The organism is Sphingobium sp. 22B, from assembly GCF_001580035.1.
In the GTDB taxonomy this organism is placed as follows: domain Bacteria; phylum Pseudomonadota; class Alphaproteobacteria; order Sphingomonadales; family Sphingomonadaceae; genus Sphingobium; species Sphingobium fuliginis.
The window spans coordinates 33,649-57,944 of record NZ_LTAB01000028.1 but is presented as its reverse complement, the minus strand read 5'-3'; the positions used below and the strand labels follow the sequence as shown (position 1 = coordinate 57,944).

The 24,296-nt window shown below is 56.6% G+C and carries 36 protein-coding genes and 1 pseudogene; 24 read left to right on the top strand and 13 right to left on the bottom strand.

The features are described from left to right. The 5 genes and pseudogenes from A0J57_RS20250 to A0J57_RS20235 form a co-directional block, all read left to right on the top strand. Nucleotides 1-512, top strand: a pseudogene (locus tag A0J57_RS20250) (hypothetical protein); the annotation flags it as partial. Between the two features lie 170 nt (nt 513-682). Then, the gene (locus A0J57_RS20245) at nt 683-895 is read left to right on the top strand and encodes a cold-shock protein (RefSeq protein ID WP_007684722.1); all 213 of its coding nucleotides are present in this window, start codon (nt 683-685) and stop codon (nt 893-895) included. A gap of 62 nt (nt 896-957) precedes the next feature. After that, complete coding sequence (locus A0J57_RS26685) at nt 958-1,134, top strand: hypothetical protein (protein WP_165363300.1); 177 nt, start codon at nt 958-960, stop codon at nt 1,132-1,134. A 128-nt stretch (nt 1,135-1,262) separates the two neighbouring features. Then, nucleotides 1,263-1,481: a hypothetical protein gene (locus A0J57_RS20240; RefSeq protein WP_061939069.1), complete on the top strand. Its 219-nt coding sequence runs from the start codon at nt 1,263-1,265 to the stop codon at nt 1,479-1,481. Nucleotides 1,482-1,651: 170 nt separating this feature from the next. Beyond that, the gene (locus A0J57_RS20235) at nt 1,652-1,996 is read left to right on the top strand and encodes a glycine zipper 2TM domain-containing protein (protein ID WP_025550214.1); all 345 of its coding nucleotides are present in this window, start codon (nt 1,652-1,654) and stop codon (nt 1,994-1,996) included. Between the two features lie 56 nt (nt 1,997-2,052). Here A0J57_RS20235 and A0J57_RS20230 read toward each other — a convergent pair whose 3' ends face one another. The 4 genes from A0J57_RS20230 to A0J57_RS20215 form a co-directional block, all read right to left on the bottom strand. Further along, entirely contained in the window at nt 2,053-2,985 is a 933-nt protein-coding gene (locus tag A0J57_RS20230) for an electron transfer flavoprotein subunit alpha/FixB family protein (protein WP_048577912.1), read from the bottom strand. Next, on the bottom strand, nt 2,982-3,731 hold the full coding sequence (locus tag A0J57_RS20225) for an electron transfer flavoprotein subunit beta/FixA family protein (protein WP_061939075.1): 750 nt from the start codon (nt 3,729-3,731) through the stop codon (nt 2,982-2,984). Before A0J57_RS20225 ends, A0J57_RS20230 begins: the two co-directional genes overlap by 4 nt. A gap of 114 nt (nt 3,732-3,845) precedes the next feature. Next, on the bottom strand, nt 3,846-5,045 hold the full coding sequence (gene sucC / locus A0J57_RS20220; RefSeq protein ID WP_044662622.1) for an ADP-forming succinate--CoA ligase subunit beta: 1,200 nt from the start codon (nt 5,043-5,045) through the stop codon (nt 3,846-3,848). A gap of 140 nt (nt 5,046-5,185) precedes the next feature. Further along, entirely contained in the window at nt 5,186-5,518 is a 333-nt protein-coding gene (locus tag A0J57_RS20215) for a hypothetical protein (protein WP_025550218.1), read from the bottom strand. A gap of 70 nt (nt 5,519-5,588) precedes the next feature. On the opposite strand from A0J57_RS20215, the gene A0J57_RS20210 reads away from it, so the two are divergent. After that, nucleotides 5,589-5,987: a low affinity iron permease family protein gene (locus tag A0J57_RS20210; RefSeq protein WP_025550219.1), complete on the top strand. Its 399-nt coding sequence runs from the start codon at nt 5,589-5,591 to the stop codon at nt 5,985-5,987. On the opposite strand, the gene A0J57_RS20205 is transcribed toward A0J57_RS20210, so the two are convergent. After that, entirely contained in the window at nt 5,984-6,163 is a 180-nt protein-coding gene (locus tag A0J57_RS20205) for a hypothetical protein (RefSeq protein WP_025550220.1), read from the bottom strand. The genes A0J57_RS20210 and A0J57_RS20205 overlap by 4 nt on opposite strands. 93 nt (nt 6,164-6,256) lie before the next feature. Between A0J57_RS20205 and A0J57_RS20200 the strand changes: the two genes are divergently transcribed. Together A0J57_RS20200 and A0J57_RS20195 are read left to right on the top strand one after the other, a co-directional pair. Then, the gene (locus A0J57_RS20200; protein WP_062017378.1) at nt 6,257-6,478 is read left to right on the top strand and encodes a hypothetical protein; all 222 of its coding nucleotides are present in this window, start codon (nt 6,257-6,259) and stop codon (nt 6,476-6,478) included. Between the two features lie 75 nt (nt 6,479-6,553). Further along, on the top strand, nt 6,554-7,141 hold the full coding sequence (locus A0J57_RS20195) for a glycosyltransferase (RefSeq protein WP_082718761.1): 588 nt from the start codon (nt 6,554-6,556) through the stop codon (nt 7,139-7,141). A gap of 88 nt (nt 7,142-7,229) precedes the next feature. On the opposite strand, the gene A0J57_RS26135 is transcribed toward A0J57_RS20195, so the two are convergent. The 3 genes from A0J57_RS26135 to A0J57_RS26130 all read right to left on the bottom strand — a co-directional run bounded on the left by A0J57_RS26135 (nt 7,230) and on the right by A0J57_RS26130 (nt 8,460). Continuing rightward, entirely contained in the window at nt 7,230-7,538 is a 309-nt protein-coding gene (locus A0J57_RS26135; RefSeq protein ID WP_140042857.1) for a hypothetical protein, read from the bottom strand. 202 nt (nt 7,539-7,740) lie between these two features. Beyond that, the gene (locus A0J57_RS20190; RefSeq protein WP_153017861.1) at nt 7,741-8,166 is read right to left on the bottom strand and encodes a hypothetical protein; all 426 of its coding nucleotides are present in this window, start codon (nt 8,164-8,166) and stop codon (nt 7,741-7,743) included. Nucleotides 8,167-8,277: 111 nt separating this feature from the next. After that, a complete protein-coding gene (locus A0J57_RS26130; protein ID WP_140042859.1) occupies nt 8,278-8,460 on the bottom strand; it encodes a hypothetical protein in 183 nt (60 codons plus the stop codon). A 169-nt stretch (nt 8,461-8,629) separates the two neighbouring features. On the opposite strand from A0J57_RS26130, the gene A0J57_RS20185 reads away from it, so the two are divergent. Further along, nucleotides 8,630-9,019 carry a hypothetical protein gene (locus A0J57_RS20185; protein ID WP_061939065.1) on the top strand — a complete coding sequence of 130 codons (390 nt, stop codon included), beginning with the start codon at nt 8,630-8,632 and terminating at the stop codon, nt 9,017-9,019. 110 nt (nt 9,020-9,129) lie between these two features. On the opposite strand, the gene A0J57_RS20180 is transcribed toward A0J57_RS20185, so the two are convergent. Beyond that, nucleotides 9,130-9,660: a hypothetical protein gene (locus tag A0J57_RS20180; RefSeq protein WP_061939063.1), complete on the bottom strand. Its 531-nt coding sequence runs from the start codon at nt 9,658-9,660 to the stop codon at nt 9,130-9,132. A 104-nt stretch (nt 9,661-9,764) separates the two neighbouring features. Next, the gene (locus A0J57_RS20175) at nt 9,765-10,172 is read right to left on the bottom strand and encodes a hypothetical protein (protein ID WP_153017860.1); all 408 of its coding nucleotides are present in this window, start codon (nt 10,170-10,172) and stop codon (nt 9,765-9,767) included. Between the two features lie 155 nt (nt 10,173-10,327). Between A0J57_RS20175 and A0J57_RS25520 the strand changes: the two genes are divergently transcribed. Next, nucleotides 10,328-10,621: an HNH endonuclease gene (locus A0J57_RS25520; protein ID WP_076605799.1), complete on the top strand. Its 294-nt coding sequence runs from the start codon at nt 10,328-10,330 to the stop codon at nt 10,619-10,621. Nucleotides 10,622-10,974: 353 nt separating this feature from the next. On the opposite strand, the gene A0J57_RS20170 is transcribed toward A0J57_RS25520, so the two are convergent. Beyond that, nucleotides 10,975-11,871: a hypothetical protein gene (locus A0J57_RS20170; RefSeq protein ID WP_153017859.1), complete on the bottom strand. Its 897-nt coding sequence runs from the start codon at nt 11,869-11,871 to the stop codon at nt 10,975-10,977. A gap of 68 nt (nt 11,872-11,939) precedes the next feature. Here A0J57_RS20170 and A0J57_RS20165 point away from each other — a divergent pair, with 68 nt between their 5' ends. The 5 genes from A0J57_RS20165 to A0J57_RS20145 all read left to right on the top strand — a co-directional run bounded on the left by A0J57_RS20165 (nt 11,940) and on the right by A0J57_RS20145 (nt 17,348). After that, complete coding sequence (locus tag A0J57_RS20165) at nt 11,940-12,347, top strand: hypothetical protein (RefSeq protein ID WP_061939057.1); 408 nt, start codon at nt 11,940-11,942, stop codon at nt 12,345-12,347. Between the two features lie 3 nt (nt 12,348-12,350). Continuing rightward, a complete protein-coding gene (locus A0J57_RS20160; RefSeq protein WP_061939054.1) occupies nt 12,351-14,021 on the top strand; it encodes a terminase large subunit in 1,671 nt (556 codons plus the stop codon). A 57-nt stretch (nt 14,022-14,078) separates the two neighbouring features. Further along, complete coding sequence (locus A0J57_RS20155) at nt 14,079-15,317, top strand: phage portal protein (protein ID WP_082718760.1); 1,239 nt, start codon at nt 14,079-14,081, stop codon at nt 15,315-15,317. Further along, entirely contained in the window at nt 15,295-15,984 is a 690-nt protein-coding gene (locus A0J57_RS20150) for an HK97 family phage prohead protease (RefSeq protein WP_062017375.1), read from the top strand. Before A0J57_RS20155 ends, A0J57_RS20150 begins: the two co-directional genes overlap by 23 nt. 113 nt (nt 15,985-16,097) lie before the next feature. Continuing rightward, nucleotides 16,098-17,348, top strand: coding sequence for a phage major capsid protein (locus A0J57_RS20145; protein WP_268873897.1), 1,251 nt, complete (start codon nt 16,098-16,100; stop codon nt 17,346-17,348). 82 nt (nt 17,349-17,430) lie between these two features. On the opposite strand, the gene A0J57_RS20140 is transcribed toward A0J57_RS20145, so the two are convergent. Further along, nucleotides 17,431-17,919 (bottom strand): hypothetical protein, encoded by a 489-nt coding sequence (locus tag A0J57_RS20140; protein WP_061939048.1) that lies wholly within the window; start codon nt 17,917-17,919, stop codon nt 17,431-17,433. A 108-nt stretch (nt 17,920-18,027) separates the two neighbouring features. Between A0J57_RS20140 and A0J57_RS20135 the strand changes: the two genes are divergently transcribed. From A0J57_RS20135 to A0J57_RS20100, 8 genes are all read left to right on the top strand, one after another. Then, complete coding sequence (locus A0J57_RS20135) at nt 18,028-18,564, top strand: head-tail connector protein (protein WP_061939047.1); 537 nt, start codon at nt 18,028-18,030, stop codon at nt 18,562-18,564. Next, nucleotides 18,561-18,884, top strand: coding sequence for a phage head closure protein (locus A0J57_RS20130; protein WP_061939045.1), 324 nt, complete (start codon nt 18,561-18,563; stop codon nt 18,882-18,884). The genes A0J57_RS20135 and A0J57_RS20130 overlap by 4 nt, the downstream gene beginning before the upstream one ends. A 34-nt stretch (nt 18,885-18,918) precedes the next feature. Further along, nucleotides 18,919-19,383 (top strand): HK97-gp10 family putative phage morphogenesis protein, encoded by a 465-nt coding sequence (locus A0J57_RS20125; protein ID WP_082718758.1) that lies wholly within the window; start codon nt 18,919-18,921, stop codon nt 19,381-19,383. Nucleotides 19,384-19,385: 2 nt separating this feature from the next. Then, on the top strand, nt 19,386-19,751 hold the full coding sequence (locus A0J57_RS20120) for a DUF3168 domain-containing protein (protein ID WP_061939043.1): 366 nt from the start codon (nt 19,386-19,388) through the stop codon (nt 19,749-19,751). 84 nt (nt 19,752-19,835) lie between these two features. Next, nucleotides 19,836-20,246: a phage tail tube protein gene (locus tag A0J57_RS20115; RefSeq protein WP_061939041.1), complete on the top strand. Its 411-nt coding sequence runs from the start codon at nt 19,836-19,838 to the stop codon at nt 20,244-20,246. Next, on the top strand, nt 20,246-20,641 hold the full coding sequence (locus A0J57_RS20110) for a hypothetical protein (RefSeq protein WP_061939039.1): 396 nt from the start codon (nt 20,246-20,248) through the stop codon (nt 20,639-20,641). Before A0J57_RS20115 ends, A0J57_RS20110 begins: the two co-directional genes overlap by 1 nt. Beyond that, complete coding sequence (locus A0J57_RS20105; RefSeq protein WP_061939037.1) at nt 20,641-20,982, top strand: hypothetical protein; 342 nt, start codon at nt 20,641-20,643, stop codon at nt 20,980-20,982. Before A0J57_RS20110 ends, A0J57_RS20105 begins: the two co-directional genes overlap by 1 nt. Nucleotides 20,983-21,011: 29 nt before the next feature. Next, nucleotides 21,012-23,366, top strand: a complete 2,355-nt coding sequence (locus A0J57_RS20100; protein ID WP_153017858.1) for a phage tail tape measure protein — start codon at nt 21,012-21,014, stop codon at nt 23,364-23,366. Nucleotides 23,367-23,378: 12 nt separating this feature from the next. Here the strand turns inward: A0J57_RS20100 and A0J57_RS26125 are convergent, their stop codons facing one another. Continuing rightward, nucleotides 23,379-23,558 (bottom strand): hypothetical protein, encoded by a 180-nt coding sequence (locus tag A0J57_RS26125; protein ID WP_153017857.1) that lies wholly within the window; start codon nt 23,556-23,558, stop codon nt 23,379-23,381. Between the two features lie 128 nt (nt 23,559-23,686). On the opposite strand from A0J57_RS26125, the gene A0J57_RS20095 reads away from it, so the two are divergent. Next, nucleotides 23,687-24,289: a hypothetical protein gene (locus A0J57_RS20095; protein ID WP_061939034.1), complete on the top strand. Its 603-nt coding sequence runs from the start codon at nt 23,687-23,689 to the stop codon at nt 24,287-24,289. Nucleotides 24,290-24,296 lie beyond the last annotated feature (7 nt).

The window sequence follows — 24,296 nt, the reverse complement described above, 5'->3', positions numbered from 1 at the left end:
CCCCGCCCCAGCCCATGGCCGCCGATGCGGACCACGCCGCGCTGCCCGACCCCGCCGCCCCCGAAGAAGCGCCCGCCATCGAACAGGCCGCCGCCGCCTTGTCCCCCGGCGCCTCCGCCGCGCTGTTCGTCGCCGCGCGCCTGGCGCTGGGCGAAGGCGGCAAGGCCCCGCTCTTCCCCCTCGATGGACGGTGTGAACTTCGGCCCATTCCGGCCGCTCCGCCGGTCGACCGCGCCAGCTTCCCGCCGGAGGAAGCCGCCGCCCGGCTGCGCGGCATCTGGTGGGATGAGGAAAGGGACGGCTGGCGCACCGACTATCCCGCGCCGCCCGGCTTCGACGGCGACGAAAGCGACGCCCTCTACGACATCGACGCCTATGAGCGCGACCTGACGACGGCGGAGGAACAGGCGCTGGCCCTGCGCGCGGAGGCGGAGCGCCGCCCCTATGAACATGCCGCCGCCCGCGCCCGCGACGCCTTTTTCGGCTTCGCCGCGCTGGCGGGAGCAGGATGATCGCACCCGCCGATTTGCTATTCCGCCCCCATGCCCCTATATGGGGAAGGCTATAGTCGCAAATCGACGGTCTTTCGGCGCTTTGCGGCACCAAACTTCCTTCTTTCCCTGCCCCTCTAGCGCAAGGCCCGTCCACACGGGACGCGCCCACGTAAAGAAGGAAATACCCCATGAGCATCATCGGAACCGTCAAATTCTTCAACGCCGACAAGGGCTATGGCTTCATCGCTCCCGATGACGGCAGCCCGGACGCCTTCGTCCACATCTCCGCGGTGGAGCGCGGCGGTCTCGCCACCCTGCGCGAAAAGGACCGCGTCTCCTACGATCTGGAGCAGGACAAGCGCGGCAAGATGGCGGCGGTGAATATCCAGCACGCGCAATGATGCGCCGCTGACAGGCCGGGCGCCGCCCACGCGGCGCCCGCCACTCTTGAAAGGAGCGTCCCATGGCCAACCCCGATTTCCGCGCCCTCGCCCGTCAGGCCCGGAACGAAGCCGACGCCGCCACCCTGGACAATGTCCGCCAGCGCTGCCTGCGTTCCGAAGCCGCCTTTCTGGTCATGGCCCGACGACAGGAATATGTCGATGAAAGCCGCGCCCGCCGCGCCGCCGCCACCAACTGAACGGCCCCGGCCGGCCCTGCCACTCTTCGCATCGCCGGCCCCGCTCGCCCTGCCGCACCGCGCCGGAACCGATCCGCGCCGCCAATGTTATCCTTGCAAATTCCCCACGGAACAAGGAGCCCCCACCCATGATCCGCACCCTTATCTTCGGCGCGATCGCAGGCTATGTCGGCAAGAAACTCTATGACGAAGGCAAGCTGACAGAGTTCAAGGACGACCTCGTCGCCCGCTATAACCAGGCGAAATCGGACCTCGACCAGCGCCGCGACAGCGACAGCACGGTGGCCAGTCCCAACCTCGCCACGCCCGCCGCCAGCACCACCGGCGCCGCGCCCGTGACGCCCTGACGGCCCGACCCTTTCCTTTCCAGCGGTGAACACCCTCTCCCCGCTGGCATCACTGCCCGCCCGGCTGCCTTTCCCCCCTTTTGGTGCCGCGGCGGGCAGACTATTTCGCGCAACTTCCTCCCTTCCCAAGGGTTGTCACCCCAGCAGGGAAAGCACAGGAGAAAAGGACAATGCGCACCCCCCTATTGGCAGCGGCGCTGCTTGCAATGCCGTTGACGGCCTGCGTTTCGGACGGTGACGGTGGCCGCTACGGCTACGACCGCCCCGGCTACGGCCACCGCCCCGGCGGCCGGCCCATCGGCGACAACGACTATATCTACCGCGACAATGACGGCCGCTATTATTGCAAGCGCGACGACGGCACCACCGGCACCATAGTCGGCGCGATCGCGGGCGGCGTATTGGGCAACATCATCGCCCCCGGCGGCTCCAAGACGCTGGGCACCATCCTGGGCGGCGCCGGCGGCGCGCTCGCCGGCCGCGCCATCGACAAGAACGACGTCCGCTGCGAATAGAACGAAAAAGGGCGCGGACCCAAGGCCCGCGCCCTCCTTCTGAACCCCGACAGGGCTTACAGCTTTTCGACCAGCTCCGGCACGACCTTGAACAGGTCGCCGACCAGCCCGATGTCCGCCACCTGGAAGATCGGCGCATCTTCATCCTTGTTGATGGCGATGATGGTCTTGGAATCCTTCATCCCCGCCAGATGCTGGATCGCCCCGGAGATACCCACGGCAATATAGACTTCCGGCGCCACGATCTTGCCGGTCTGCCCGACCTGATAGTCGTTCGGCACATAACCCGCGTCGACCGCCGCGCGGCTCGCGCCGACCGCCGCGCCCAGTTTGTCCGCCAGCGGGAAGATCGTCGCCTCGAACGTCTCGCCGTCCTTGAGCGCACGGCCCCCCGACACGATCACCTTGGCCGAAGTCAGCTCCGGACGCTCCAGCTTGGCGATTTCGGCCCCGACGAAGGAGGAAATGCCCTTGTCACCCGTCGAAGCCACCGCCTCGACAGTCCCGTTGCCGCCTTCCTTGGCCGCCTTCTCGAAAGCGGTGCCGCGAACGGTGATGACCTTCTTGGCATCCTTCGACTTTACCGTCGCGATGGCGTTGCCGGCATAGATGGGCCGGGTGAACATATCCTCGCTCTCGACCGACAGAATGTCGCTGATCTGCATGACATCCAGCAGAGCCGCCACGCGCGGCGCGATATTCTTGCCATTGCTGGTGGCGGGCGCGACGAACGCATCATGATGGCTCATCAGCTCAACGACCAGCGGCGCGACATTCTCGGCCAGCGCATGACCGAAGGCGGCGTCGTCGGCGACATGGACCTTGCCCACGCCCGCGATGCTGGCGGCTTCCGCGGCAACGCCGCCGACGTCCTGCCCCGCAACCAGCAGATGCACTTCACCCAGCTTCGATGCAGCGGTGACGGCGGAAAGCGTCGCGTCCTTGACCGCGCCGCCCTCATGTTCAACCCAAACGAGCGTCTTCGTCATGCTGCAACTCCCAGAGCCTTGAGCTTCGCGACCAGTTCATCGACATCGGCCACCTTCACGCCGGCCGAACGCTTGGCCGGTTCGGACACCTTGATCGTCTCCAGACGCGGCGCAATGTCCACGCCGTAATCGGCAGGCGCCTTGGTCGCGAGCGGCTTGCTCTTCGCCTTCATGATGTTGGGCAGCGAGGCATAGCGCGGCTCGTTGAGACGCAGGTCGGTGGTGACGATGGCGGGGACGTTGAGCTTCACCGTCTCCAGACCGCCGTCGACTTCGCGGGTCACGCTGACCTCGTCGCCTTCGACCTCCACCTTGCTGGCGAAGGTGCCCTGCGGCAGACCCAGCAGGGCCGCCAGCATCTGGCCGGTCTGGTTGCTGTCGTCATCGATCGCCTGCTTGCCCAGGATGATCAGGCCGGCGCCTTCCTCTTCCTGCACCTTGGCGAGCAGCTTGGCCACGCCCAGCGGTTCGACCTCATCGTCGGTCTGGATCAGGATCGCCCGGTCGGCACCCATGGCCAACGCCGTGCGCAGCGTCTCCTGCGCCTTGGCAACGCCGATCGACACCGCCACCACCTCGGTCGCCACGCCCTTCTCCTTCAGGCGGATGGCTTCCTCGACCGCGATCTCGTCGAACGGGTTCATCGACATCTTCACGTTCGCCAGATCGACGCCCGTCCCGTCCGCCTTCACCCGAGGCTTCACATTATAGTCAATCACCCGCTTCACGGGCACAAGGATCTTCATCTCCAACATCCTTCCTTCATTCACGCCAAGCCCGCAAATGCAAGCAGGGGCGCGGGCAGCCCGTCTCCGGACCACCCGCACCCTTTTGGTGTCTTGTTCAGGCGAAAAGCTGCGTCAGGCTGCCTTCCTCACTTCCGCCACGATCTTCTTGGCCGCGTCGCCCAGATCGTCCGCCGGGACGATGGCCAGGCCCGACTTGGCCAATATGTCCTTGCCCTGCTGGACGTTCGTGCCTTCCAGGCGGACGACCAGCGGAACCGACAGGTTCACATCCTTGGCGGCGGCGACGATGCCGTCGGCAATGATGTCGCACTTCATGATGCCGCCGAAGATGTTGACCAGAATGCCCTTCACCGCCGGGTCCTTCAGGATGATCTTGAAGGCCGCCGTCACCTTTTCCTTGGAAGCGCCGCCGCCGACGTCCAGGAAGTTGGCCGGGAATTCGCCGTTAAGCTTGATGATGTCCATGGTCGCCATGGCAAGGCCCGCGCCATTCACCATGCAGCCGATATTGCCGTCCAGCTTGATATAGGCGAGGTCATATTCCGAAGCCTCGACTTCCGCCGCATCTTCCTCGGTCAGGTCGCGCAGTTCGACGATGTCCTTGTGACGGAACAATGCGTTACCGTCGAAGCCGACCTTGGCGTCGAGGACGAGGAGGTTGCCCTGCTCGGTGACGGCCAGCGGGTTGATTTCGATCTGCGACGCGTCGGTCGCCAGGAAAGCGTCGTAGAGCGACGAAGCGACCTTGGCGGCCTGCTTGGCCAGGTCACCGGTCAATTCCAGCGCGGCGGCAACGGCCCGGCCGTGGTGCGGCATGAAGCCGGTGGCCGGGTCGACGGCGAAGGTGTGGATCTTCTCCGGGGTCGAATGCGCGACTTCCTCGATGTCCATGCCGCCTTCGGTCGACACGACGAAGGCCACGCGGCCGGTCGCACGGTCCACCAGCAGGGCGAGGTAGAATTCCTTCGCAATATCAGCCCCGTCGGTGATGTAGAGGCGATTGACCTGCTTGCCTGCTTCGCCGGTCTGCACCGTCACCAGCGTGTTACCGAGCATGTCGGTGGCGTGAGCCTTCACCTCGTCCAGGTTGAAGGCCAGACGGACGCCGCCCTTCGCGTCGGGACCGAGTTCCTTGAACTTGCCCTTGCCCCGGCCACCAGCGTGGATCTGCGACTTCACGACATAAAGCGGCCCGGGCAGCTTCTTGGCGGCTTCGACCGCTTCATCGACGGAGAAAGCGGCGTAACCGGCGGCGATCGGCGCGCCGTACTTCGCCAGCAGTTCCTTCGCCTGATATTCGTGGATGTTCATGGGGCTCGCCCGTCCTTTCCGCTGAAACTCTTGTGCCCAGCGGCTAAGCACAGGCAAAAGGGCAACACCAGCAAATTTCGCAAAATGACTTTGCAAAATTGCAAAACCTTTGCAAAGCGCAAGCCTTGTTTATTGCGAAATCAGCCGTCGATGGCGCAGACGATCGCCGCCTTGCTGGTCACGGCAAAGATCTCCGGATCCTCCAGCGCGCGGACCTTGAAGAGGAACCGGTCCACCGTCATGTCCCCCATGTGAGACTTGCGGAGCGATGCCAGCGACTGAAGCCTGCGGAGCTGCGTCAGACTCAGCCGATCAACCATCCTTTCGGCCATGCAGCCGGCCATGCGGGGCGATATACCCGCATCGATCAGCCCGGTGCGAAGGCGCGATTCGGGAGAGACCGTCGCGCAAGACATGAGGAGGAGCGAAGCGCCCAGCCCGCAGGCCAGCGAACGGAGGGGGATGGTTGTCATCCCTCCTTCATGGCAAGCATGGTCTGAACAGAGGCTAAATGCTGGCCGCGCCCAAGGGAGAAAAAGAGAGATGGACAGGATTTTCACGGCCTTTGCCCACCGGATCGCAAGCTGGTCGGGCCAGCCGGCCGCCTTCATCCTGGCCGTGCTGGTGATCCTGGGCTGGATCGTGACCGGCCCGATCTTCCATTATTCCGACACCTGGCAGCTCATCATCAATACGGGCACGACGATCGTCACCTTTCTGATGGTCTTCCTGATCCAGAATGCGCAAAATCGCGACGGCTCCGCCATACAGGCGAAAATGGACGAACTGATCCGCGCCGTATCGACGGCGCGGAACGAGTTCATCGGCATCGAACATTTGACCGAAGCGGAACTGGAGAAGATCAAGACGGTGCTGGAAAAGGAATGTGGCGACAATGAAACGCACCGCGAGTCGATAGAACGGCTGATCGAACGCCGCTAATGCGCCAGGTCGACCAGCCTTTCATTCTCACGGCGATAGGCGTCGATCTGATCGGTATAGCCGCGCGCAAGGCCTTCATAGGCCTCCCGGCCCTTCACCGACCGGCTCATCTGCGCGCGAATCAATGCAACTTGCTGTCTGTGCAGCAGATAGTTGACATCCATCTCCCCATTCATATTCACCCTCCTACCTGATCGCTGAAAGAGATTGGCTGGGGTTCGCATCCTGTGCGAGTCGCTCTACGGCGTGGTCACGATAGCATCGGCCCGATGGCCATGCGATTCCATCCGGCGCATGCGGAGAGCAGCCTGCCGGATATTACCCCCCCTCAAAAGCGGGCCGCCTTCCAAAAGGAGGCAATCCACAATGGTCAAAGCAGCAGCAAGCCAGCGAGAATGGCGGTCTTCGCCTTCTCCATGAGCACCGAGGGCCTGAAAGCCACTGTTGGGGAAGGCTATGGATCAATAAAAATTATTACGCCTATGAAATGATTATTTGTTTGAGAATCAAGTCTTTGCTGTCATAGCCGCTCGTCGGGAACAGGGAGAGCTCGATCCGTGGAGGCAATGATCTTCGCTTATCTGGCGAGGGTTCATCATGAAATTCTGCTGTTCGCGGTGGTGGCGCTGGCGATCGGCGGCATGGACGATTTCATCATAGACCTGGTCTTCCTGTGCCGAAGGCTGTGGCGCAAGCTGATTGTCTATTCCCGTCATCGACGAATGACGACCCTCACCCTGCCCGCCTCCCCGCAACCCGGCCGCATCGCCATCTTCATCCCAGCCTGGCAGGAAGCCGATGTGATCGGCCCGATGCTCCGTAACGCGCTCAACCACTGGGGGGATCAGGACTATCGGATCTTCGTGGGCGCCTATCCCAATGACCGGGCGACATTGGATATTCTCACGCCCTTGGCGGCCCGGGAAACGCGGTTGATCCTGTGCATCAACGAACGAAATGGGCCAACTACGAAAGCCGATTGCCTGAATGTGGTCTGGCGCGCCATGCTGCGGGAGGAAGAGCGCACGGGGGTCCCGTTCAAGGCGATCGCCCTGCACGATGCGGAGCAAGTGGTGACTGTTGTAACACAAAAATTTCGCAGTTTCCTGCGGGTTTTGCGGATTGGCCACCCTCTCCAAGCGCTAACCCTGTAAGCCCCTAGGAACACCACTCAGAGTGAAAGCGCCTCGCGTGCTTGCGGGCGCTTTCTTCTTCTCTGCGGGGCTTACAGGGGATCAGCGACTATCGCGAAGCCACAGTGCGATCAGCCATTTGCGACAAGCAGTCGTTGAACGCATCTTTGACGCCGTTTAGATAGTTGGTCGAAAAGGTAGCCGTCGATCCGCCGTTGAATCCACCTTTCTGGCAGAACAGTGCCTTACCCAGAATGCGTTCACCGGTAGCCCACGGCGAGGGCATAGGCACCCAAATAAGAAACTGAATTTGATAGTTCCCGACGCAGGTTACACCGACCTTACCAACGGAGCCTGAGAAATAGACGGTCGGGACTTTGCTAACTGTGCCGCCGGTTGCCGTGGTATCCTCAGTCATTCGATTGTAGCGCATTGCAGCGCGTATTGCTGAGGTCGCTGTTGCTTCAGTTATGCCACATGCAGGCCCAGCATGACCGACCTCTTCCGCAACTATCCTCGCGGCAGACGGCGGCGTTCCAGCGAATGCGCTCATAGGAGCTATGGCAATCATCACAGCCGACAAAAATGCAATAGACTTCATACCACCCCTTCGCCAAATTTCAGAACTTGACCTTAACCTCTTCAGGCTTGTCCACTACCGCACAAATACCATCAAAGAGGATGGTGTCTTGATCACCATTCCCTACCAGCAAAGTAGTGGCTTCACTGATCTTCCCGGTTTTTCGGTCGATGTTGAAACTCTTCTGGGGCCTTCCACGTGTCGCCTCTGCCGTAATGAAAAAGACCATGTCAGGCGCTACTTCAAGGTCGCCCTTTTTGCCCCATCGATGAAATTCCGCTCCGTCCCATGTTTCAACGCTCCTATCCTTCTCATCGATCCGGTACGTCATCGTCATTGGGCTTTTCGTCCCGGCAGCCATGCTCTCGCCATCACACTTGAGGATATATTGGACCAGTGGAGGTTTCGCAAAAACAGGCGCTGAGCCAGCGAGTAGCGAAAAAGCAGTAAAAAACAGACGGTTCATAAATCCCCCATGCGGCGCGGCATAACATGCCTGCCCGTCCCCGAAAATCATCTTCAGATAGAAAAAGCGCCTCGAAATGAGACGCTTCATTTCATCTAAACACGATTTGGCTCACGGACGCGGCAACTCAAACACTGCCGCTCCATGCTCAATCCGAAAGTGCATCCGGCGCCGTTCGACGTAGAGACGATAGCCGCGGAACGTCAGGCCGAAGCAATCCTCTTCATACTCAGCGGAACAATCAATTTCTTCAATAAGGAAGTCAGCAAGTGCGTTGAGGTGGATCTCTAGCATATCGGCACTCCGATGTCTCGTTGTGCCGGAACAGCTAAACTCTCATGAACTGCCGCGTCATCCGCTTTCTTGGACTGTGCCAAACTCTTCTACAAAGTTCACTTCTCGGCTTGATTTCTGGATGCAATGGCGCATTGTTTTCTTAGGCACTCAAAAGAGGACTGTGCCTATGAAGAATGAGATTAAAGAGCTGAGACATTTCCGCGCGGCCATACGCCGCGACGTGCTGATCGACCTCCAAAGCCGTCGCGAAGTCGTTACCGATGAGCAGGTGATGACCGAGGTTATCCAATACGGAAATGCGTTCATGCAAGCTGAGAAGATCAAGCTGAGCAACCGTGATCGCGTCCTGTGGTTCGATATACATTTCGGAGAGCCAGCTAAGGTGGGCTTCACTTGGGCCTTCAACCCGTTCAGGCCTATCGACGCTCGGCATAATGAGACGGGGTTTTGGCGTATGTGGTGGGAAGATGAACCTATCGAGAACCTTCAACCATTAATCGAGGTTCAAAAGGAGATGGCTGCGTATCTAGTGCAGCATTTAGAGACATCGCATTAGGGCCGGAATAAATAGAAGGCAATCAGAGAGCCTTCGCGTAATTGGGCTTTATTGAGTTGCTCCTTGTATGGAAAAGCCCTCCACTAATCGCGGAGGGCTTTTCTTATGGCTCACCTGCCAGGGCGCTTATACGCGATAGCGGCCTCGATCGCCGCCTTATCCACTCCTTCGTCCGTCAGCTGCTTACGGATTTGAGCATCCGTCTTGCCGCCCCTGCGGAACCCGCCGACGCGAATGTTGAGACGGCTTGCGTCACTGACGTTGCGCTTCTGCTTTGGTGCGCCAGAGGTCTTCGCAGGGGAAGCAGCCCCGGCGGTGAACACCGTGTCAAACTCGCCAGCGTTGGTAGCCTCGATCAGCGCCTTGAGGAAAGGCTCGAACTGGCTTTCAGGAATGTAGTTGGTCGTTGAGCCGTTGATGGTCAGGTCAACCCCATTCACGGCAGCTTTGAACTCCACGACGCCGTTCTTCACCTTCCAGAGCTTTGGACCCTTCACATTGCCATTGCTGGTAAATTGCGCGAGCGCAGCTTCAAGCCGGGCAACCAGCTTCGAGCGATCTTTGCTGATGTCGTAGGGTTTTGCCTCGAACTCAGCCTTCAAGCTGTTATCGATGAACTTCGAAAGATCGACCTTCGCCATGTGCGCCTCCTTATATGCGGCGCACTCTCTGCCTTACACAGATGATCATGTCAAAAAAGAATGGGCGGCACACTGGCCGCCCATTGGTTAAAGTTCAGGATCGCTTACTTGGGCTGAGCAGATTTCTTTTCCGCACGGGTCTTCCGCAGCTTATCCTTGCGGACACCCATCGCCTTCTCGGCTTCCTTCAACTGAGCGTCAAAAGAGCCCTTCTCCACCTCGCCAGCATAGTGCTTCATCGCCGCTTCAAAATGCTCTGCGGGCACAACCACCTTTGTTTCCTCGCCATTGAGCTTGAGAGGCTTATTGCCGATCCGCAGCGTTATGCAGACTTCCTTCTGGCCGCGAACGAACCAGCGCCGACCTTCTTTCGTTGGGTTAGCGTAGAAGTCCAACTGACGCATAATGCCCTCGAGCAAGATCGCTTTAGCAGTCCGATCCTGACTTGCTTGCCCGGCGAACTCTGCCGACTTAGCAGCGGAAACGATCATTGCGGGATTAAAAGCAGCCATTGTGTGTAACTCCGATCTAAGCAGCGCTCTATTGCCCTGCCAACATCGTATGTTGTCGCCCGACCAGATAATCATCCACTTTCTGAACTTGACAACCAGAAAGATCGGAACACCGCGATAACTAAAAGCGACGGAGAACAGCAAGAGACAACATCATGCCCAGCACACCACGCAACTTTTCTCATGGCGGCAAGAAGCTAAAGCCGGTCAGAGCCGAGCAGTATGTCTATGACCATAACTGGCGCAAGGTAAGAGCCAGACGAATGGCGGAAGAGCCGTTATGTCGTGCCTGCCAACTGAATGGACACATCACGCCAGCAACACAGGTGGACCACATCACACCTAGGGCAGACGGCGGCAAAGATGTTTACGAGAATACGCAGAGCTTATGCGGTCCATGCCATGCCGCCAAGACAGCCGAAGAGAACCGCAGGCGCTTTAGAATCTAATGCCGAGTAACGGAGACTCGAAAACTAGGCCACTATCATGCCATGCCTGTTGAGCAGCCATGATGTTAAAGACTGCAAGCGGACCCAAAGAGATAATCAATAGCAACGCTAGTGCGAACCGGAACATGAACTTAAACATCATTAACCCTTCCCTGCTTGAGTTCTTGTCAACTACTTACTGCCAGAGAGCAGTTCGCGTCTACAAAAGACTTGACAAGCCAAGAAGAGGCGGAAGACGGCGTTCAGAATAGTTTATCATGCTGCCATAGTGCGGCAGGCCAGAGGGGCGCCTATTTTTGTGAGAGCAGTCCTCTATAGCAACAACGCCCCAACACAAAAGATGCGTGTACGATTTAAACACCTTGCCCCGCTTCCAATGACATCAAAGCATTATCCATTTCTGCTGAAATAGTACGTGCCGGAACGATGAGATTCGTTACGAGGTTCTCAGTTTCAGAAGCGATGTGACGTGAAAGCGCGCTTTTTGCTAAGTGCTCAAAATCAAACCTGTGACCTTGGCCCAAGTAAGTGTACTCCCAATACCAATACCCCTCCTCCTTTGATAAAAATCGCTTGTGCTTTATTCCTGTGAAATAGCTTTGGGCTAAACGAGGTAAATCTTTCTCAATGCCGTCAACAAAATCTGAGAAGCTGGATACACAGGCCCGTACAGTATCGAAGTCCCCTTGAGTCTTTGAAATTTTATACTGCTCGACATTAACCCCGAACCGCAACGCCGATGCCACTGTTACGACGCCCAAAGCCGGCCTACCAATGGCGACAGCTTCATTGTACAGTTGGTCAGCAGCAACCAACATCTCATCGAGCGTCCCCTTTCGAGACTCAGGACTTCGCTCATAAGCGACCAATGAGTCACGAAGGCCGCTCAATTTTGCTGTCACCTCATCTATCCATTGCTCCTTAAGCTGCTGCCTAATCGCTTCAACAATCGCAGCAAAAAGGCGGCGAACCACCTCCTTTGTGCTACTGCCGCCAAGCAACCCGCTTACGATCTCGCCGAGAGCGCGAATGACTACAGCTTTTATGATTTCATACGCGATGGCGGCCCAACTCAAAGGTTCTACAACATAGGCCAAATATGAGGTGGTGGATTTCAGACTTTGTTCATCCATCCGCTCTTCGTCAATCTTGCGAATGAGTGATGATTGTGATCGAGGCATGGCGAACAGGTAAAATGGCTTAATCGAGCCTCGTGAAACTTCACTAGCTACCGAAATATTGATCGCCATAGATTCCTCCATTCTCGAAGAAATGAAGGAATAAATAGCACAAGGCATCCTATATCTGAACAGTAAAAATGAAGCGCGGACCCAAGAAGAAAAGCATTGAAGAGAAGCAGGCTGTCGGAAGCTATCGCCCCTGCCGTGATAATCCCAACATCATCATCCCGACCAGCGTCGCCCCGCCGGTCATGCCAGATTACCTCGGTGCTGAAGCGCAAGCTGTCTGGCATGAGGAATTGGAGCGCGTCACTCAGAGCGGAACGTCGGTCCTCGATAGCAGCCTGTTCGCGGATTATTGCTGCCTCGCAGCCATAGTTCGCGAGACATTCCGATCCGGTGGCGAGCCAAGGGGCAATCAGCTTGTCGAACTCAGGAAGCAGCGAGAGCTATTAGGCATCGGCGGTGCGCCATCACGGGCGCAGCGCGGCAAGGTTGCCGAACCCGATCAGTCCAACCCCTTCGCGAGCCTGCTCGGTGAATAACCCATGTGGCTTGAAGGCGACGGCCATTTCACGCGCATCGCTATTAGCTATTCCGAGGGCGTAACATCCGGCTCAATCGCCGCCTGCCAGCAAATTCAGCAGTCCTGCCAGCTCTTCCTCGACGACATCGACGGCGACCAATGGGAGTTCAAGCCCAAGGCCGTCGAACGTGTCTGCCGTTTCATCCAGCTTCTTCCGCACAGCAAAGGCCAGTGGGCCAGCAAGCGTGAGACGATCAGGCTGGAGCCGTGGCAAGTCTGGGTTCTCGCCGGGATCTTCGGCTTCGTCCATCCCGATACCCAGCTTCGCAAAGTCACAGAGGCTTTGCTGCTCATTCCCCGTAAAAACGGCAAGTCCACATTCGCGGCGGGCGTCGCCACCTACATGGCATTCCTCGACAATGAGGCAGGCGCGGAAGTCTGGATCGGCGCGAACTCCAAGGATCAGGCGGACGCCTGTTTCGAACCAGCGCGCCAGATGGTCCTGCGCTCTCCACAATTTATGGAGGCTGCTGGCATCGAGGTTCATGCCAAATCCGTGTTCAGTCCCGGCACCGGATCGTTCATCCGTTCGATGATCGGCAAACCCGGCGATGGTTCGAACCCGCATTGCGCGATCTTGGACGAGGCGCACGAAAACGACAGCAGCGAACAATATGACACGATGAAAACGGGCATGGGTTCCAGAACCCAGCCCTTGCTGCTCACCATTACCACGGCGGGCTTCAACGTTGCCGGTCCCTGCCGCCAGCTACAGGTGGACGCGGAACTCGTCCTGGCAGGCATGGTCACGACCCCGACGTTGTTCGCGGCGATCTTCACGATCGACAAGGAGGATGACTGGACGAATTTCGAGGTCTGGAAAAAGGCCAACCCGAACTTCGGCGTCAGCATTCAGGAAAATTATCTCCGCAACCAATATGAGGAAGCCCTCAACAAACCGGCCAAGAAGGCCGCGCTGCTCACCAAGCATCTGAATGTCTGGGAAAACAGCACAAGCGGATGGCTGGATCAGCGCGCATGGGCAGCTTGCTCTTCTGACAAGACGCTTGCCGAACTAACAGGCAATCCTGCCTTCGTGGCTTATGACGTTTCGACGCAGACCGACATATCGGCGCTAGCCCTGTGCGTAATGGACGGACAGACGCCATATTTCTTCCCTTTCTTCTTCCTGCCCGAAGGCGCTGTTCAGGGCAGTAAGAACGCCGACGCCTATCGCAGCTGGGCGAGCAGTGGTCACATTATTCTGACACCGGGCAATGCAACGGACTTTGCGGCGATCAAGGAACAATTCGAGAAACTAGCAGCACAATTCCAGATCAAGGGCGTCGCTTATGACCCATGGCAGGGCCATCAGTTCGCGCAAGAGATTCAGGACCAATATCCCAACATTGATGTCAGGAAGTTCGCGCAGAACATCGGCAACTATAATCCGGTCATGCTGGAGTTTGAGGCGCTGATCGCAGACAACAAATTGCGCCACGCCAACAACCCTTGCATGAACTGGATGGCTGGCAATGTGAGCATCAGGCCAAACTCAGCCAATCACCTGTTTCCCAACAAGCCAGACAAGCAGCATCACTTGAAGATCGACGGCATTGTTGCCGCATTGATGGCTTACGCGATGAAGATGAACGAACCCGAACTCATCATCCCAGGAATTGAGTTCTTCTAAGTCGCCGAACTGCCCGCCGCATAAATACCTCTACTAAGGAGACGGGCAGAAACATACATGAAACTATTCGGATTTGATCTTAAATCTCTCAATCCTATCCGCCGCCGTTCGCTAGATGAGATCGCAGCCGCGATTGCGGCAGGTGAAGGGTCGGCCATCAATCCAATTGATGAACAAGCACTCTACTCAAGTGCGGTGCTCTGTATTGTGAGAGTTATCGCTGAGGGCATTGCTCAGGTTCCCTTCAAACTCTTGAAGAGCGCAGACGGACGCAGAGGCGAAGATGCAAAAGATCATCCACTTTACGATCTGTTGCGGAGTGAGCCGAATGAATGGCAGACTTCTTATGAGTTTCGCGAACAGTTGGCCATCCATGCTGTTCTGACCGGCAACGGATACGCCTTCATCAATCGCGATGCTCTCGGCACACCTCAGGAACTTTACGCTTTCGTTCCAAAGAGCGTCACTCCTGTTCAGTTAGACGACTATACGGTTTTCTATCGCGTAGCCACGAAGAACGGCCCCATCGATGTGCCCGCTCGCGATATGTGGCACATCAAAGGTCCAAGCTGGGACGGAGTGGTCGGACTTAACGCGACAAAGCTGGCCCGCGAAGCAATCGGCCTTGCGCTGGCTTCCGAACAATATGGTGCTAACCTCTTCAAGAACGGCGCTCGCCCCAGCGGCATTCTGACTTCCCCCACTACCCTGACCGTTGAGCAGAAAGTTGCGCTGAAAAAGGCGTGGCAGGAACAGCATAGCGGCGTCGGTAACGCGCATAAGACCGCCCTGCTCGACGGCGGCCTCACTTGGCAGGCATTAGCTTCCAGCGCCAATGACGCGCAGTGGATCGAAAGCCGCAGGTTCCAGATTGAAGAGCTTTGCCGCGCCTTTCGCGTGCTGCCCATCATGGTCATGCAGCCCGGCGCGACCTCCTACAACTCGGTCGAGCAGCTTCTCCTCGCTCACATCGCCCACACATTGATGCCCTGGTACGAACGCTTCGAGCAATCGGCCCGAAAGGCGCTGCTTACGCCTCAGGAAAAGAAGGCGGGCCTCTACATCAAGCTGGATAGCCGCGCTCTCATGGAAGCCAGCACTGCTGATCGCGTGGCTTACTTCAACGCGATGCGCGCCATGGGCGCGATGACGATCAACGAAATCCGCGAGAAGGAAGACCTGCCTCGCTCTGACGATCCGAAAGCGGATCAACTCACCCCAGCAGCCAACTTGTTCGGTCAGCAGGCTCCTGCACCGAATGATGAAACACAGGATGATCCCGATGCTAACAACTGAGAAGAAGTCCCTACTGGGGATTGAGTGTAAACTCGCCGTAGAAGCCGAGACCGAAACAAAGACCATGACTTTTAGTGGCTATGGTTCCGTGTTCGGCAACGTCGATAGCTATGGCGACATCATGGCGAAGGGTTCCTTCGCCACCAGTATTCAGAGGCACATCGACAATGGCACAATGCCATTCATGTTCCTCAACCATGCGGCGGATCGTTTGCCCATCGGTCAGTGGACCTCAGTAGAAGAGGATGACTATGGCCTGAAGATGACCGGGGAACTTCTCGATAGCACGGATGGCATCGACACATACAAGGCGCTCAAGGCCGGTTTAATCAAGGGCTTGTCGATTGGCTTCTATCCGGTCGTTTGGGAGATGGCCGCTAAGTCAGACAACTATCGCCGCACAATCTCTGAAGCGGACCTTGTCGAAGTCAGCGTCGTCAACATTCCTGCCAATGGAAGCGCGCTCGTCTCCGACATCAAGTCCAACATTGATGATATGAGCATCCGCGATCTTGAACGCCTACTTCGCGAACGCGGCTTGTCACGCAAGGAAGCTGAGACTGTTGCTGGCCAGTTCGAGAGCAAGAAGTATCTGGCCGAGCAAGAGCGCAAGCGGGCAGAGATGAATGAGTTCAATGCTCGCCTGAATAGGCTTCTGGGCAAGTAGTAACCTCGCCCCTTCAACTTAATAAATATGAGGAGAAGCAAGCAACGGCTTGCTCAAGTGAGCCGCTACAGGGGCGATCCTGTCAATAGGTCACAGAACAAAAACATAATCCTATTAACAGGAGAGAACATAATATGTCAGATGAAACTGATAAGACAGATGCGGTTGTAGCCGCGCTGGAAGAGTTCAAGTCCACCTACGACGCTCGCATTACTGAAGTAGGCGAAAAGATTGCCACTCTTTCTACGGCCGTTGAATCTCTAACTTCCACCGTCTCCGATGTTGAAGAGACCGTTGATAGCGTTGCTGAAGAACAGAAGAGCTTCTCGGTCAAGTCGGGCCGCATCGGCGCTCCAGCGATCATCACCAAGAGCAATTGGGGTCTGGAACTCCGCAACTATCTACAGACCGGCCTCAACACCCGCGCTGTAACCACGCAAACAGGTGCAGACGCTGGCGCGATTGGCGCAGCCGGTGGCTACCTCGTTCCTGAAGAGTTCGACAAGAACCTGATCCAGCTTGCCATCGATGTTTCGCCCGTACTCGGCGAAGTGAATGTCCAGCAGACCGGCACTCCAGACGTAAAGATTCATGTCGATCTCGGCGGTACTGGCTCCAGCTGGGTCAACGAAACCGGCACCAACGGCATGTATGGCGAAACCGCAACCCCTTCGTTCGCGGAAGTCGCGGTTCCTTTCGGCACCCTGTTCGCCAAGCCGCTGATCTCGCACTACGCCCTGAACGATGCCTATTTCGATCTTGAAGGCTATGTGACCGAGCGCGTCGGCGTGAAGTTCGGTAAGGACGTTGGTGCAGCCATCATCAACGGTTCGGGCACTGGTCAGCCAAAGGGCATCCTTCAGCACACCGCTGTTTCTACCGGCGACGCTACTCGCGCATTCGGTTCGATCCAGTATATCGCATCGGGTCAGGCTGCTGCTCTGCCAGCGGCTAACACCTACGCAGACAAGTATCAGGACATCGTCACTGCCCTGAACCCAATCTACCGCGCCAACGCTAAGTGGTATGCAACCCGCCAGATGGCCGGTGAACTCCGCAAACTGAAGGACGCAAACGGCAATCCGCTGTGGGTTCAGTCGCTCGTCGCTGGTCAGCCTTCGACCTTCCTCGGCTACCCTGTCGTTGACGGTGTAGAAGACCTACAGGCAATCGGCGCAGGCAACGTGCCGTTGATGTTCGGTGATCTCAAGCAAGCCTACCGCGTCTATGATCTGGTCGGCACCTCGATGCTTCGCGACCCATACAGCTATGACGCGTATATCGCGATCAAGACTTCCAAGCGTTTCGGCGGCATCGTCGGCAACAGTGAGGCGGTCAAGCTGCTCAAGATCGCCGCTTCGTAAGCGATCCCGCGAGACGAACTCGCAAAGTAAAAGCCCGTCAGGAAACTGGCGGGCTTTCTCGTCTCACCTGATAATTTGCTTGTTACAAATCACATGTCGAAGCATCGCCCACGACCCGCTTGTTGGTTGAGACAAATCTTACACCATTCCATTTCAGCGTGTCCTTGACACACTTTTCGCCTTGCTGCCATTGCGCCTCGATATAATGGCTCTTAACATTGTAGGTGAGCCAAAGCATGTAGTATTCTTCCCCGCCATAAGGAAAGCGGCTTACCTTCCCAGTTGCGACATCAGCTACCAGTGCGAAACGGCAGCTTGTGCCACAACCAATCTCGACCATGGCGTAGTGTCCCGCAAAATTTGGGCCGGTACGCATTTCGTTGACGATCCGCGTTCTAAACATCGCGTACTGCCGATCCCTGCCATTAAAATCGGGATACATAATCCGGCCCTGATAGACGCGGTTCGGCTGAGCATCAGACGTGTGAGGCAACAGCCCAACACTAACGGCACCGAAGGCGGTCAAGGCCACGAAAGCGGATCGGAAGTTCAAGCGCATCTTGGCCAGCATTAGGTCCCCCTTTTTGTTCAAATTCTCTTAGCCATGAATGAGATATAGTTTTCAATGACTTTTTATCAGCGATGTTCCCCCAGCTAAATATCCGGGAGGTATCCCCGGATGAAAACAACGATTTCCCGCGACAACAGCTTTCTTGCCATTTCCGTTGAACAGGCGAAGGAATGGTGCCGCATTGACGAAGATGCCGAAGACGCTCTGGTCGAAAGCCTGATCCGCGCTGCACAAGAGGCAGCTGAAAGTTACACGAACCGATCAATCGCACCTACTACCGTCGAATATGCCTTCGACGAGGGCTGTAAACGCTTCACCGTTCCGACTGCGCCCGTCATCGCTATTAGCGATGTCCAGCTCATGGATGCAGAGGGCGTCAAAGAACCCCTGCCCGATCCAGACAGCTACTGGGTGCTGCTGCGCGACACTGGCGCTGTAGTGACGCTCTCAGGGCAGATCAGGGGCAATCGCACACTCATCCTCACCTGTGACGCCGGCTACGCTGATCCTGACGCGATCCCGGCTGCGATCAAGCAAGCGATCGCTGTTCATGTAGGTTCGTCCTATGCCGGTCGTGAGGGCCAGGACACAGCAGACGCGACATTCCGCAACCTGCTCAATCCATACCGCATCGGTGGTCTATGAACGCGGGCGCATTAAGGCACCGCATCACGATACTGACGACCAGCAGCCCCACCACGAATGACATTGGCGAGGTCATAGGCGGCGCTCCACAAGTTGTGGCGACGGTATGGGCCGCGACATGGCAGCTGACCGCGAAGGACATCAGCCGCGCCGCAGGTCAGGTATCGCAGGCAGAGGCTAAGTTCCTCATTCGCCACCGCAACGACATCACCACCGCAATGACCGTCCAGCACAAGGGCGTCACTTACGCGATCACCGGCCTTGAGGATTTCGAGGATGGCAAGGGTCTCTTCCTGATGGTTCGCAGCATGACAGCCTGACTAAATATGTGACGCCAACAACGAGAACATAAAAATGGCTGATAGAATTCGCATGGAAATGAGAGGCTGGGATGAACTCAAGACGGGTTTGGAACAACTAGGGCCGGAACTAGCCACAAGGGCAGGCAGATCGGCAATTCGCGCGGGTGCGAAAGCTCTATCTGACCATGTGAAAGATGCCACTCCCGTTGGCGACGATGACACTTCCCGCACTTACAGGAACAAAAGCGGTGAAAGCGTCACTGTCGATTACGGTCATGCCCGCGATAACATCAAAGTTAAGATGGGCCGTCCCAAGAAAGCCTTCCATGTCGCAGCTTATGTGACGTTCGGGTCAGCATTCTGGGCGCGCTTTCTTGAATATGGCACTGTCAAGATGATCGCTAGGCCCTTCGCAAAGGGTGCTTTCGACAATGCCGCTCCCGTTGTTCTGGAGAAAGTCAGGGCATCACTTAGTGCTTCCATCGAACGTCTAGCGAAGAAGTATGGGAGGCGCTGATTATGGACGTCTCCTTCTATGCTGCGCTTACCGCACAGACCGGAACTATCAAAGTCTACCCGGTTCTCGCACCTGAGAATGCAACCGCGCCCTTCATTGTCTATCAGAGGACCGGGACTCAGCGCGATATAGCTGTTGATGGCACAACAGGCTTGGTGATCGCATCCTATCGCATTGATGTTTACTCAACCAGCCTGAAGGCAGCGCAGAACATAGCCGATGATATTGTTCGCGGGCTTTCTCAACATGCCACTGCGCCAATCAATTACATTAGGATCGACAACGAGTTCGATGCCTCTGATTTATCCGGCGATCCAAAGCTGTTTCGGATCATCGCTGAAGTGGACGTGCATTTCTCCCCTGACTGATCAAGTCGACCCAAGCCTCCAACAATAAATAGTGGAAGCAAGCCCTGAGAGGCGAGCTACCAACTTTTGGAGGCTATAAAGATAATGACAACCGCCATCGAAACTCAGGGCACTGTCCTAGCAATTGAAACTGCGACCGGCGTCTTCACTCCTATCGCAAGGATCAACGATTTCTCCGCATTCAGCGGTTCAGCATCGGTCATCGACACCACCAGTCTAGACAGCACCGCTAAAGAAAAGCTGATGGGCCTACAGGATTTCGGTCAGGTATCCATCAACTTCAACATCATTCCCGACGACGCCGGACAGCTGGCCCTCGAAGCAGCTAAGGCATCACGCGCTTTGAAGAACTTCAAGCTAACCCTCAACGATACCGATGCTACCACCTACGCCTTTTCTGGCTACGTCCTCAGCAAATCGCTGAGCGGCGCTGTTGATCAGAAGCTAACCGGCTCCGCCACCATCGAAATCTCCGGCGCTGTGACGGTGAGCTAATGGCAACGCTGGCCTCTAAGTCCTTCCTGCTGTCGCAGAAGCCACGTTCCACCGAACTGTTCGTGCCTGAGTGGGACGCAACGGTTCGCCTGGAGCAGTTCAACGTCGAACGCCGCGTGGCTTTCATGACCACATTGCAGGATAACGCAAAGGCCGTCGCAGACTACAACAAAGACCCTGACAAGATGCCCAAGGTGGAACCGCTAGACGAGGCTCTGGTGGGCATTGTCTTCAGTGTTGTGGATGAGAATGGCGATCTCATGTTCACCATCGATGATATACCCGAACTGAAAAAGCTGCCTTATGCTCAGGTTCAACAGATTTATCTTCATATGCTGAGTATGGCCTATTCAGGTGCGATCACAAAGGACATCGATGCCGAAAAAAAAGGCTGATGGATAACCCAGAGCGATTGTTCGCCTGCCGATTGGCACTCGCTCTGGGCAAGACACTTTCCGAAATAGCGCTGATGGATATGTCGGAAATGGTCACTTGGTATGCTTATTATCAGCTTGAGCCATGGGGCTGTCCTGTTGATGACGAGCGATCCGCTAACATGATGACGCTCTTCTACATGGCTAACAGTAAGCAAGGCACTCCTGTTCCGACCTTCTATGACCGCTGGCCAAAAGAGACAAAAGTAGAAGAATCCCAATCTGAGCGCAACCTGCACCTCAAAATCAAAGGCTTCTTCTCAGCATACACAGAACGCCAGAACAAGAAGGCCCCTCAATAAATACTCCGTAGTTCCTACGGAGTAATGTCATGGCACAATTCGGCAGTCTATATGCCAGTCTATCACTAGAGAGCGCATCCTTCATGAGCGGCATGAAGAAAGCCGCCGATGAAAGCACAAAGACGAGCCGCATCATTCAAGGCTCGATGAACATGGCAAGCACGGCTGTCAGGGGTCTCGCTGCTGCCGTTGGCATCGATATGTTGGCTGGCCTTACTCAAGATGCTCTCGATTTCAGCGATGCCATTGCTGATATGTCGGATCGAACTGGCGTCTCGACCAAGATGATCCAAGAGTTCCGGTACGCCGCACAGATGGCGGGATCGGATTTCGAGACTGCCGATGCAGGGTTGGAAAAATTCGCCAAGACAGTCGGCGATGCTGCGAACGGCAATGATACGGCGATCAAGAAGCTGAAAGAATATGGTGTCACCACTCTTGATGTTGATGAGGCAGTCCGACAAGCCGCTGATGGCATCAAGAAACTGGACAATCCCACAAAGCAGATGTCCGCGACAATGGACCTGTTCGGCAAAAAGGCAGGCACGCTGACACAGACCCTTGCTGCTGGTTCGGAAGGGCTGGAACTGCAAGCCAGGGCTGCTCGCGATCTGGGCATCGTTCTCGATGAAGGCATCATCCGCAACGCCGGTCAGGCAAATGACCAGCTTGATACCATGAAAATGATCCTGAGCGCGCAGATGGCTGCGAATATCTCGGCCAACGCCGGCGCAATCGCAGGCTTCGCCAGCGGAATATCCACGGTCACATCGGCATTGATGAAATTCTGGCAGCAGAACCCAAGGGTGGCGATGGGCATCATGGGCGCGATGGCTGGCGGCATCGCAGCCGGTCAGCCCGGCGCTGCAATCGGCGCGGTCGGAGGCGTCTTGCTCGGCGGCAAAATGGGCCAGGCCATGGAAGACAGCAACATGGACATTCGCTTCCGCCAAAAGAAGATGCACGAAGCCAGAGCCGCCTATTACAACGCTAAAGGAGCTGGCAGCACCGACATTGGTATTGCCACCTTCCGGCACGACACGCAACAGCACCTTAAGGAATGGCAGCGACAAGTCGGCTTGCTCAACCAAGCTGTAGCGGCATCGCGAGCAGGCCATGTTCCGAAGGGCGACCTGCCTGAACCAAAGCCTGAAAAATCCTCATCGTCCAAGCCGAGCGGGCCATCGGCAGCGGAACTCGCTCAGAAGGAAGCCGAACGTCGCGCAGCTTATGAGCGCGATCTTTATCGTGCTGATGCTGAACTTGCTCGCGCATCTTATATTGATCGTGGAAACTATGCGGAAGGTTATGCGCGAGAACGCGAGGCCATCGAAAAGGAACTTGCCGACCGTAAGAAGGAAATCCTCGAAGAAGTTAGGACTCAGCAGAACCAAAGCGGGCGATACACGGAGGAAGAGGCAAAGAACCTCATCCAGTTGGAAGAGAAGGTTGCTCTAGCGCATAAGGATCAGATCAACAATGAGGAAGCCTCACGCATTGAAGAAGAACTGCTAAAGTCCAAGGAAGCCGAACTTTCCGATCAACTGGACATGCTTGGTTTATCGGGCGAGATGGCAAAAACAGCACGCGAGCGTCGAGACATTGAACTTCGCAGGCTTGAACTTGAGAAGAAGCGCGAGAAGCTGGAACTAGAAGCTGTTCTGTCTGCGACCAGCAAAGCGTCACCGGAGGAACGGGCGACCGCGCAACGCAGGCTAGATGACCTCGACAACAAATATGGCGCAATGTCGGCGTCCGTGGTCAAGAACACCATGGGGCCGTTGGAAAGCTATCTCGACAGCTTGCCCGACAGCGCAACAGAAGTTCAGGAATCTCTTGAAGGCATCGCGGTCAATGGGCTGGAATCGATCAGCAGCGGATTGGCTGATGCCATCGTGAACGCGAAGAGCTTTGGCGATGTGTTCGAGAATGTGGGCAAGCAAATCCTTGCGACAATCGCGGAAATCATCATCCAGCAGGCGTTTATCAAACCGATCGGCGGGCTGCTGAGCGGCGCATTGTCGGGCATTGGCATGGGTGGCAGCTCAGCTGGCGGCGACATTGTTATGGGTGGCGCTTACAATAATTTCATAGGCGCTCACGCCAATGGCGGTCACGTCTCGTCCTCTGGCTGGAAGCTCGTCGGTGAGCGCGGCCCTGAACTCGCTTATCTGAGCGGCGGCACGAAGGTTCTGCCCTATAACGTTCTGTCCGGGATCGCCGGCAATGCTGGTGGCCTGACGATCAATGTCGATGCCCGTGAAAGCCAGAACGAAGCTCGCACTCAGGAACTCGTCATGAACGGCATCATTCAGGCGATGCCGATGATCAAGACCCAGGCCAACGATTACACGATGAAGCAGCTAGGCAGATCGCGACTTTAAGAGATGCTCCACCTACTTGAGTGCTTCACGCACACGTTGCCCTAGGCGGAAATCCATTCGCGCTTTTTCCGATGAGTGAGGAGGAAGCGGTTCATTCTTGAATCCAGCCATGAAGGCGTTCCGCTGCCCCTCACTGTGGAACATCACGGCCAGCAATTCTCTGATGATTACTTTTAAGTCACTGTTAGTCATCCCGCCGCCTTAAGTCACGAATTTTTGGATAGCAAGACGCCTTCAATGCCCCTTGGTTCCGTATAGCAAAATCATAAATTCAACGCTCTCGCCCACTAAATATCTAAAACGGGCGAGAGGCATCTATAATGACAACATATCCGATCAGCGGACCCCCAATCACTCCATCGACCGAAGATATTAAGCTGGTCAACAACCAGGGTGTCGCGCAATCACCGTTCACCGGCCACGCTTCTATCGTGAACAACTTTGCTCAATGGCAGGTCGAACTGTCCTTTCCCAACCAGAAGCGCGGCAGCAGCATTGCCAAGGAGCATGTCGGCTGGGTTATGTCGCTTCAAGGCACCATGGGCAGTTTCCTTTATCAGCCCCACGGCAGCGGCAAGTCGATCATCGGCAAGTCGATCTACAATGGGGCGTTCGCTGAGAGCAATGTCATCGCCGTTCAGGGCTGGACCGGCAGCGAGGCAACCGGGTTGGAAGTGGGTGATTATTTCAGCCTCAACAATTCCCTACATCAGATTACGGTCGTCCCCACCAACGCCAGTAGCGGGCGCGCCAACATCGAGTTCCAGCCGCCGCTTAGGAAAAATTATGCGGCTGGCGCGATTGTCGAATTCGTGAGTCCCAAGGTCGAACTGCGCCTGTCATCTGGCGATCAATCCAACGGCTACAGTCAGGATGCGGAGGTCATGTATCTGCGATCCCTGAGTTGCGTCCAGAAGCTCTAAGGAGGCA

Excerpts from the sequence above, each read along its gene's own strand:
- A0J57_RS20245 (WP_007684722.1), top strand. The coding sequence starts at position 683 with ATGAGCATCATCGGAACCGTCAAATTCTTCAACGCCGACAAGGGCTAT.
- A0J57_RS26685 (WP_165363300.1), top strand. The coding sequence starts at position 958 with ATGGCCAACCCCGATTTCCGCGCCCTCGCCCGTCAGGCCCGGAACGAA.
- A0J57_RS20240 (WP_061939069.1), top strand. The coding sequence starts at position 1,263 with ATGATCCGCACCCTTATCTTCGGCGCGATCGCAGGCTATGTCGGCAAG.
- A0J57_RS20235 (WP_025550214.1), top strand. The coding sequence starts at position 1,652 with ATGCGCACCCCCCTATTGGCAGCGGCGCTGCTTGCAATGCCGTTGACG.
- A0J57_RS20230 (WP_048577912.1), bottom strand. The coding sequence starts at position 2,985 with ATGACGAAGACGCTCGTTTGGGTTGAACATGAGGGCGGCGCGGTCAAG.
- A0J57_RS20225 (WP_061939075.1), bottom strand. The coding sequence starts at position 3,731 with ATGAAGATCCTTGTGCCCGTGAAGCGGGTGATTGACTATAATGTGAAG.
- sucC (WP_044662622.1), bottom strand. The coding sequence starts at position 5,045 with ATGAACATCCACGAATATCAGGCGAAGGAACTGCTGGCGAAGTACGGC.
- A0J57_RS20215 (WP_025550218.1), bottom strand. The coding sequence starts at position 5,518 with ATGACAACCATCCCCCTCCGTTCGCTGGCCTGCGGGCTGGGCGCTTCG.
- A0J57_RS20210 (WP_025550219.1), top strand. The coding sequence starts at position 5,589 with ATGGACAGGATTTTCACGGCCTTTGCCCACCGGATCGCAAGCTGGTCG.
- A0J57_RS20205 (WP_025550220.1), bottom strand. The coding sequence starts at position 6,163 with ATGAATGGGGAGATGGATGTCAACTATCTGCTGCACAGACAGCAAGTT.
- A0J57_RS20200 (WP_062017378.1), top strand. The coding sequence starts at position 6,257 with ATGGCCATGCGATTCCATCCGGCGCATGCGGAGAGCAGCCTGCCGGAT.
- A0J57_RS20195 (WP_082718761.1), top strand. The coding sequence starts at position 6,554 with ATGATCTTCGCTTATCTGGCGAGGGTTCATCATGAAATTCTGCTGTTC.
- A0J57_RS26135 (WP_140042857.1), bottom strand. The coding sequence starts at position 7,538 with ATGACTGAGGATACCACGGCAACCGGCGGCACAGTTAGCAAAGTCCCG.
- A0J57_RS20190 (WP_153017861.1), bottom strand. The coding sequence starts at position 8,166 with ATGAACCGTCTGTTTTTTACTGCTTTTTCGCTACTCGCTGGCTCAGCG.
- A0J57_RS26130 (WP_140042859.1), bottom strand. The coding sequence starts at position 8,460 with ATGCTAGAGATCCACCTCAACGCACTTGCTGACTTCCTTATTGAAGAA.
- A0J57_RS20185 (WP_061939065.1), top strand. The coding sequence starts at position 8,630 with ATGAAGAATGAGATTAAAGAGCTGAGACATTTCCGCGCGGCCATACGC.
- A0J57_RS20180 (WP_061939063.1), bottom strand. The coding sequence starts at position 9,660 with ATGGCGAAGGTCGATCTTTCGAAGTTCATCGATAACAGCTTGAAGGCT.
- A0J57_RS20175 (WP_153017860.1), bottom strand. The coding sequence starts at position 10,172 with ATGGCTGCTTTTAATCCCGCAATGATCGTTTCCGCTGCTAAGTCGGCA.
- A0J57_RS25520 (WP_076605799.1), top strand. The coding sequence starts at position 10,328 with ATGCCCAGCACACCACGCAACTTTTCTCATGGCGGCAAGAAGCTAAAG.
- A0J57_RS20170 (WP_153017859.1), bottom strand. The coding sequence starts at position 11,871 with ATGGCGATCAATATTTCGGTAGCTAGTGAAGTTTCACGAGGCTCGATT.
- A0J57_RS20165 (WP_061939057.1), top strand. The coding sequence starts at position 11,940 with ATGAAGCGCGGACCCAAGAAGAAAAGCATTGAAGAGAAGCAGGCTGTC.
- A0J57_RS20160 (WP_061939054.1), top strand. The coding sequence starts at position 12,351 with ATGTGGCTTGAAGGCGACGGCCATTTCACGCGCATCGCTATTAGCTAT.
- A0J57_RS20155 (WP_082718760.1), top strand. The coding sequence starts at position 14,079 with ATGAAACTATTCGGATTTGATCTTAAATCTCTCAATCCTATCCGCCGC.
- A0J57_RS20150 (WP_062017375.1), top strand. The coding sequence starts at position 15,295 with ATGATCCCGATGCTAACAACTGAGAAGAAGTCCCTACTGGGGATTGAG.
- A0J57_RS20140 (WP_061939048.1), bottom strand. The coding sequence starts at position 17,919 with ATGCTGGCCAAGATGCGCTTGAACTTCCGATCCGCTTTCGTGGCCTTG.
- A0J57_RS20135 (WP_061939047.1), top strand. The coding sequence starts at position 18,028 with ATGAAAACAACGATTTCCCGCGACAACAGCTTTCTTGCCATTTCCGTT.
- A0J57_RS20130 (WP_061939045.1), top strand. The coding sequence starts at position 18,561 with ATGAACGCGGGCGCATTAAGGCACCGCATCACGATACTGACGACCAGC.
- A0J57_RS20125 (WP_082718758.1), top strand. The coding sequence starts at position 18,919 with ATGGCTGATAGAATTCGCATGGAAATGAGAGGCTGGGATGAACTCAAG.
- A0J57_RS20120 (WP_061939043.1), top strand. The coding sequence starts at position 19,386 with ATGGACGTCTCCTTCTATGCTGCGCTTACCGCACAGACCGGAACTATC.
- A0J57_RS20115 (WP_061939041.1), top strand. The coding sequence starts at position 19,836 with ATGACAACCGCCATCGAAACTCAGGGCACTGTCCTAGCAATTGAAACT.
- A0J57_RS20110 (WP_061939039.1), top strand. The coding sequence starts at position 20,246 with ATGGCAACGCTGGCCTCTAAGTCCTTCCTGCTGTCGCAGAAGCCACGT.
- A0J57_RS20105 (WP_061939037.1), top strand. The coding sequence starts at position 20,641 with ATGGATAACCCAGAGCGATTGTTCGCCTGCCGATTGGCACTCGCTCTG.
- A0J57_RS20100 (WP_153017858.1), top strand. The coding sequence starts at position 21,012 with ATGGCACAATTCGGCAGTCTATATGCCAGTCTATCACTAGAGAGCGCA.
- A0J57_RS26125 (WP_153017857.1), bottom strand. The coding sequence starts at position 23,558 with ATGACTAACAGTGACTTAAAAGTAATCATCAGAGAATTGCTGGCCGTG.
- A0J57_RS20095 (WP_061939034.1), top strand. The coding sequence starts at position 23,687 with ATGACAACATATCCGATCAGCGGACCCCCAATCACTCCATCGACCGAA.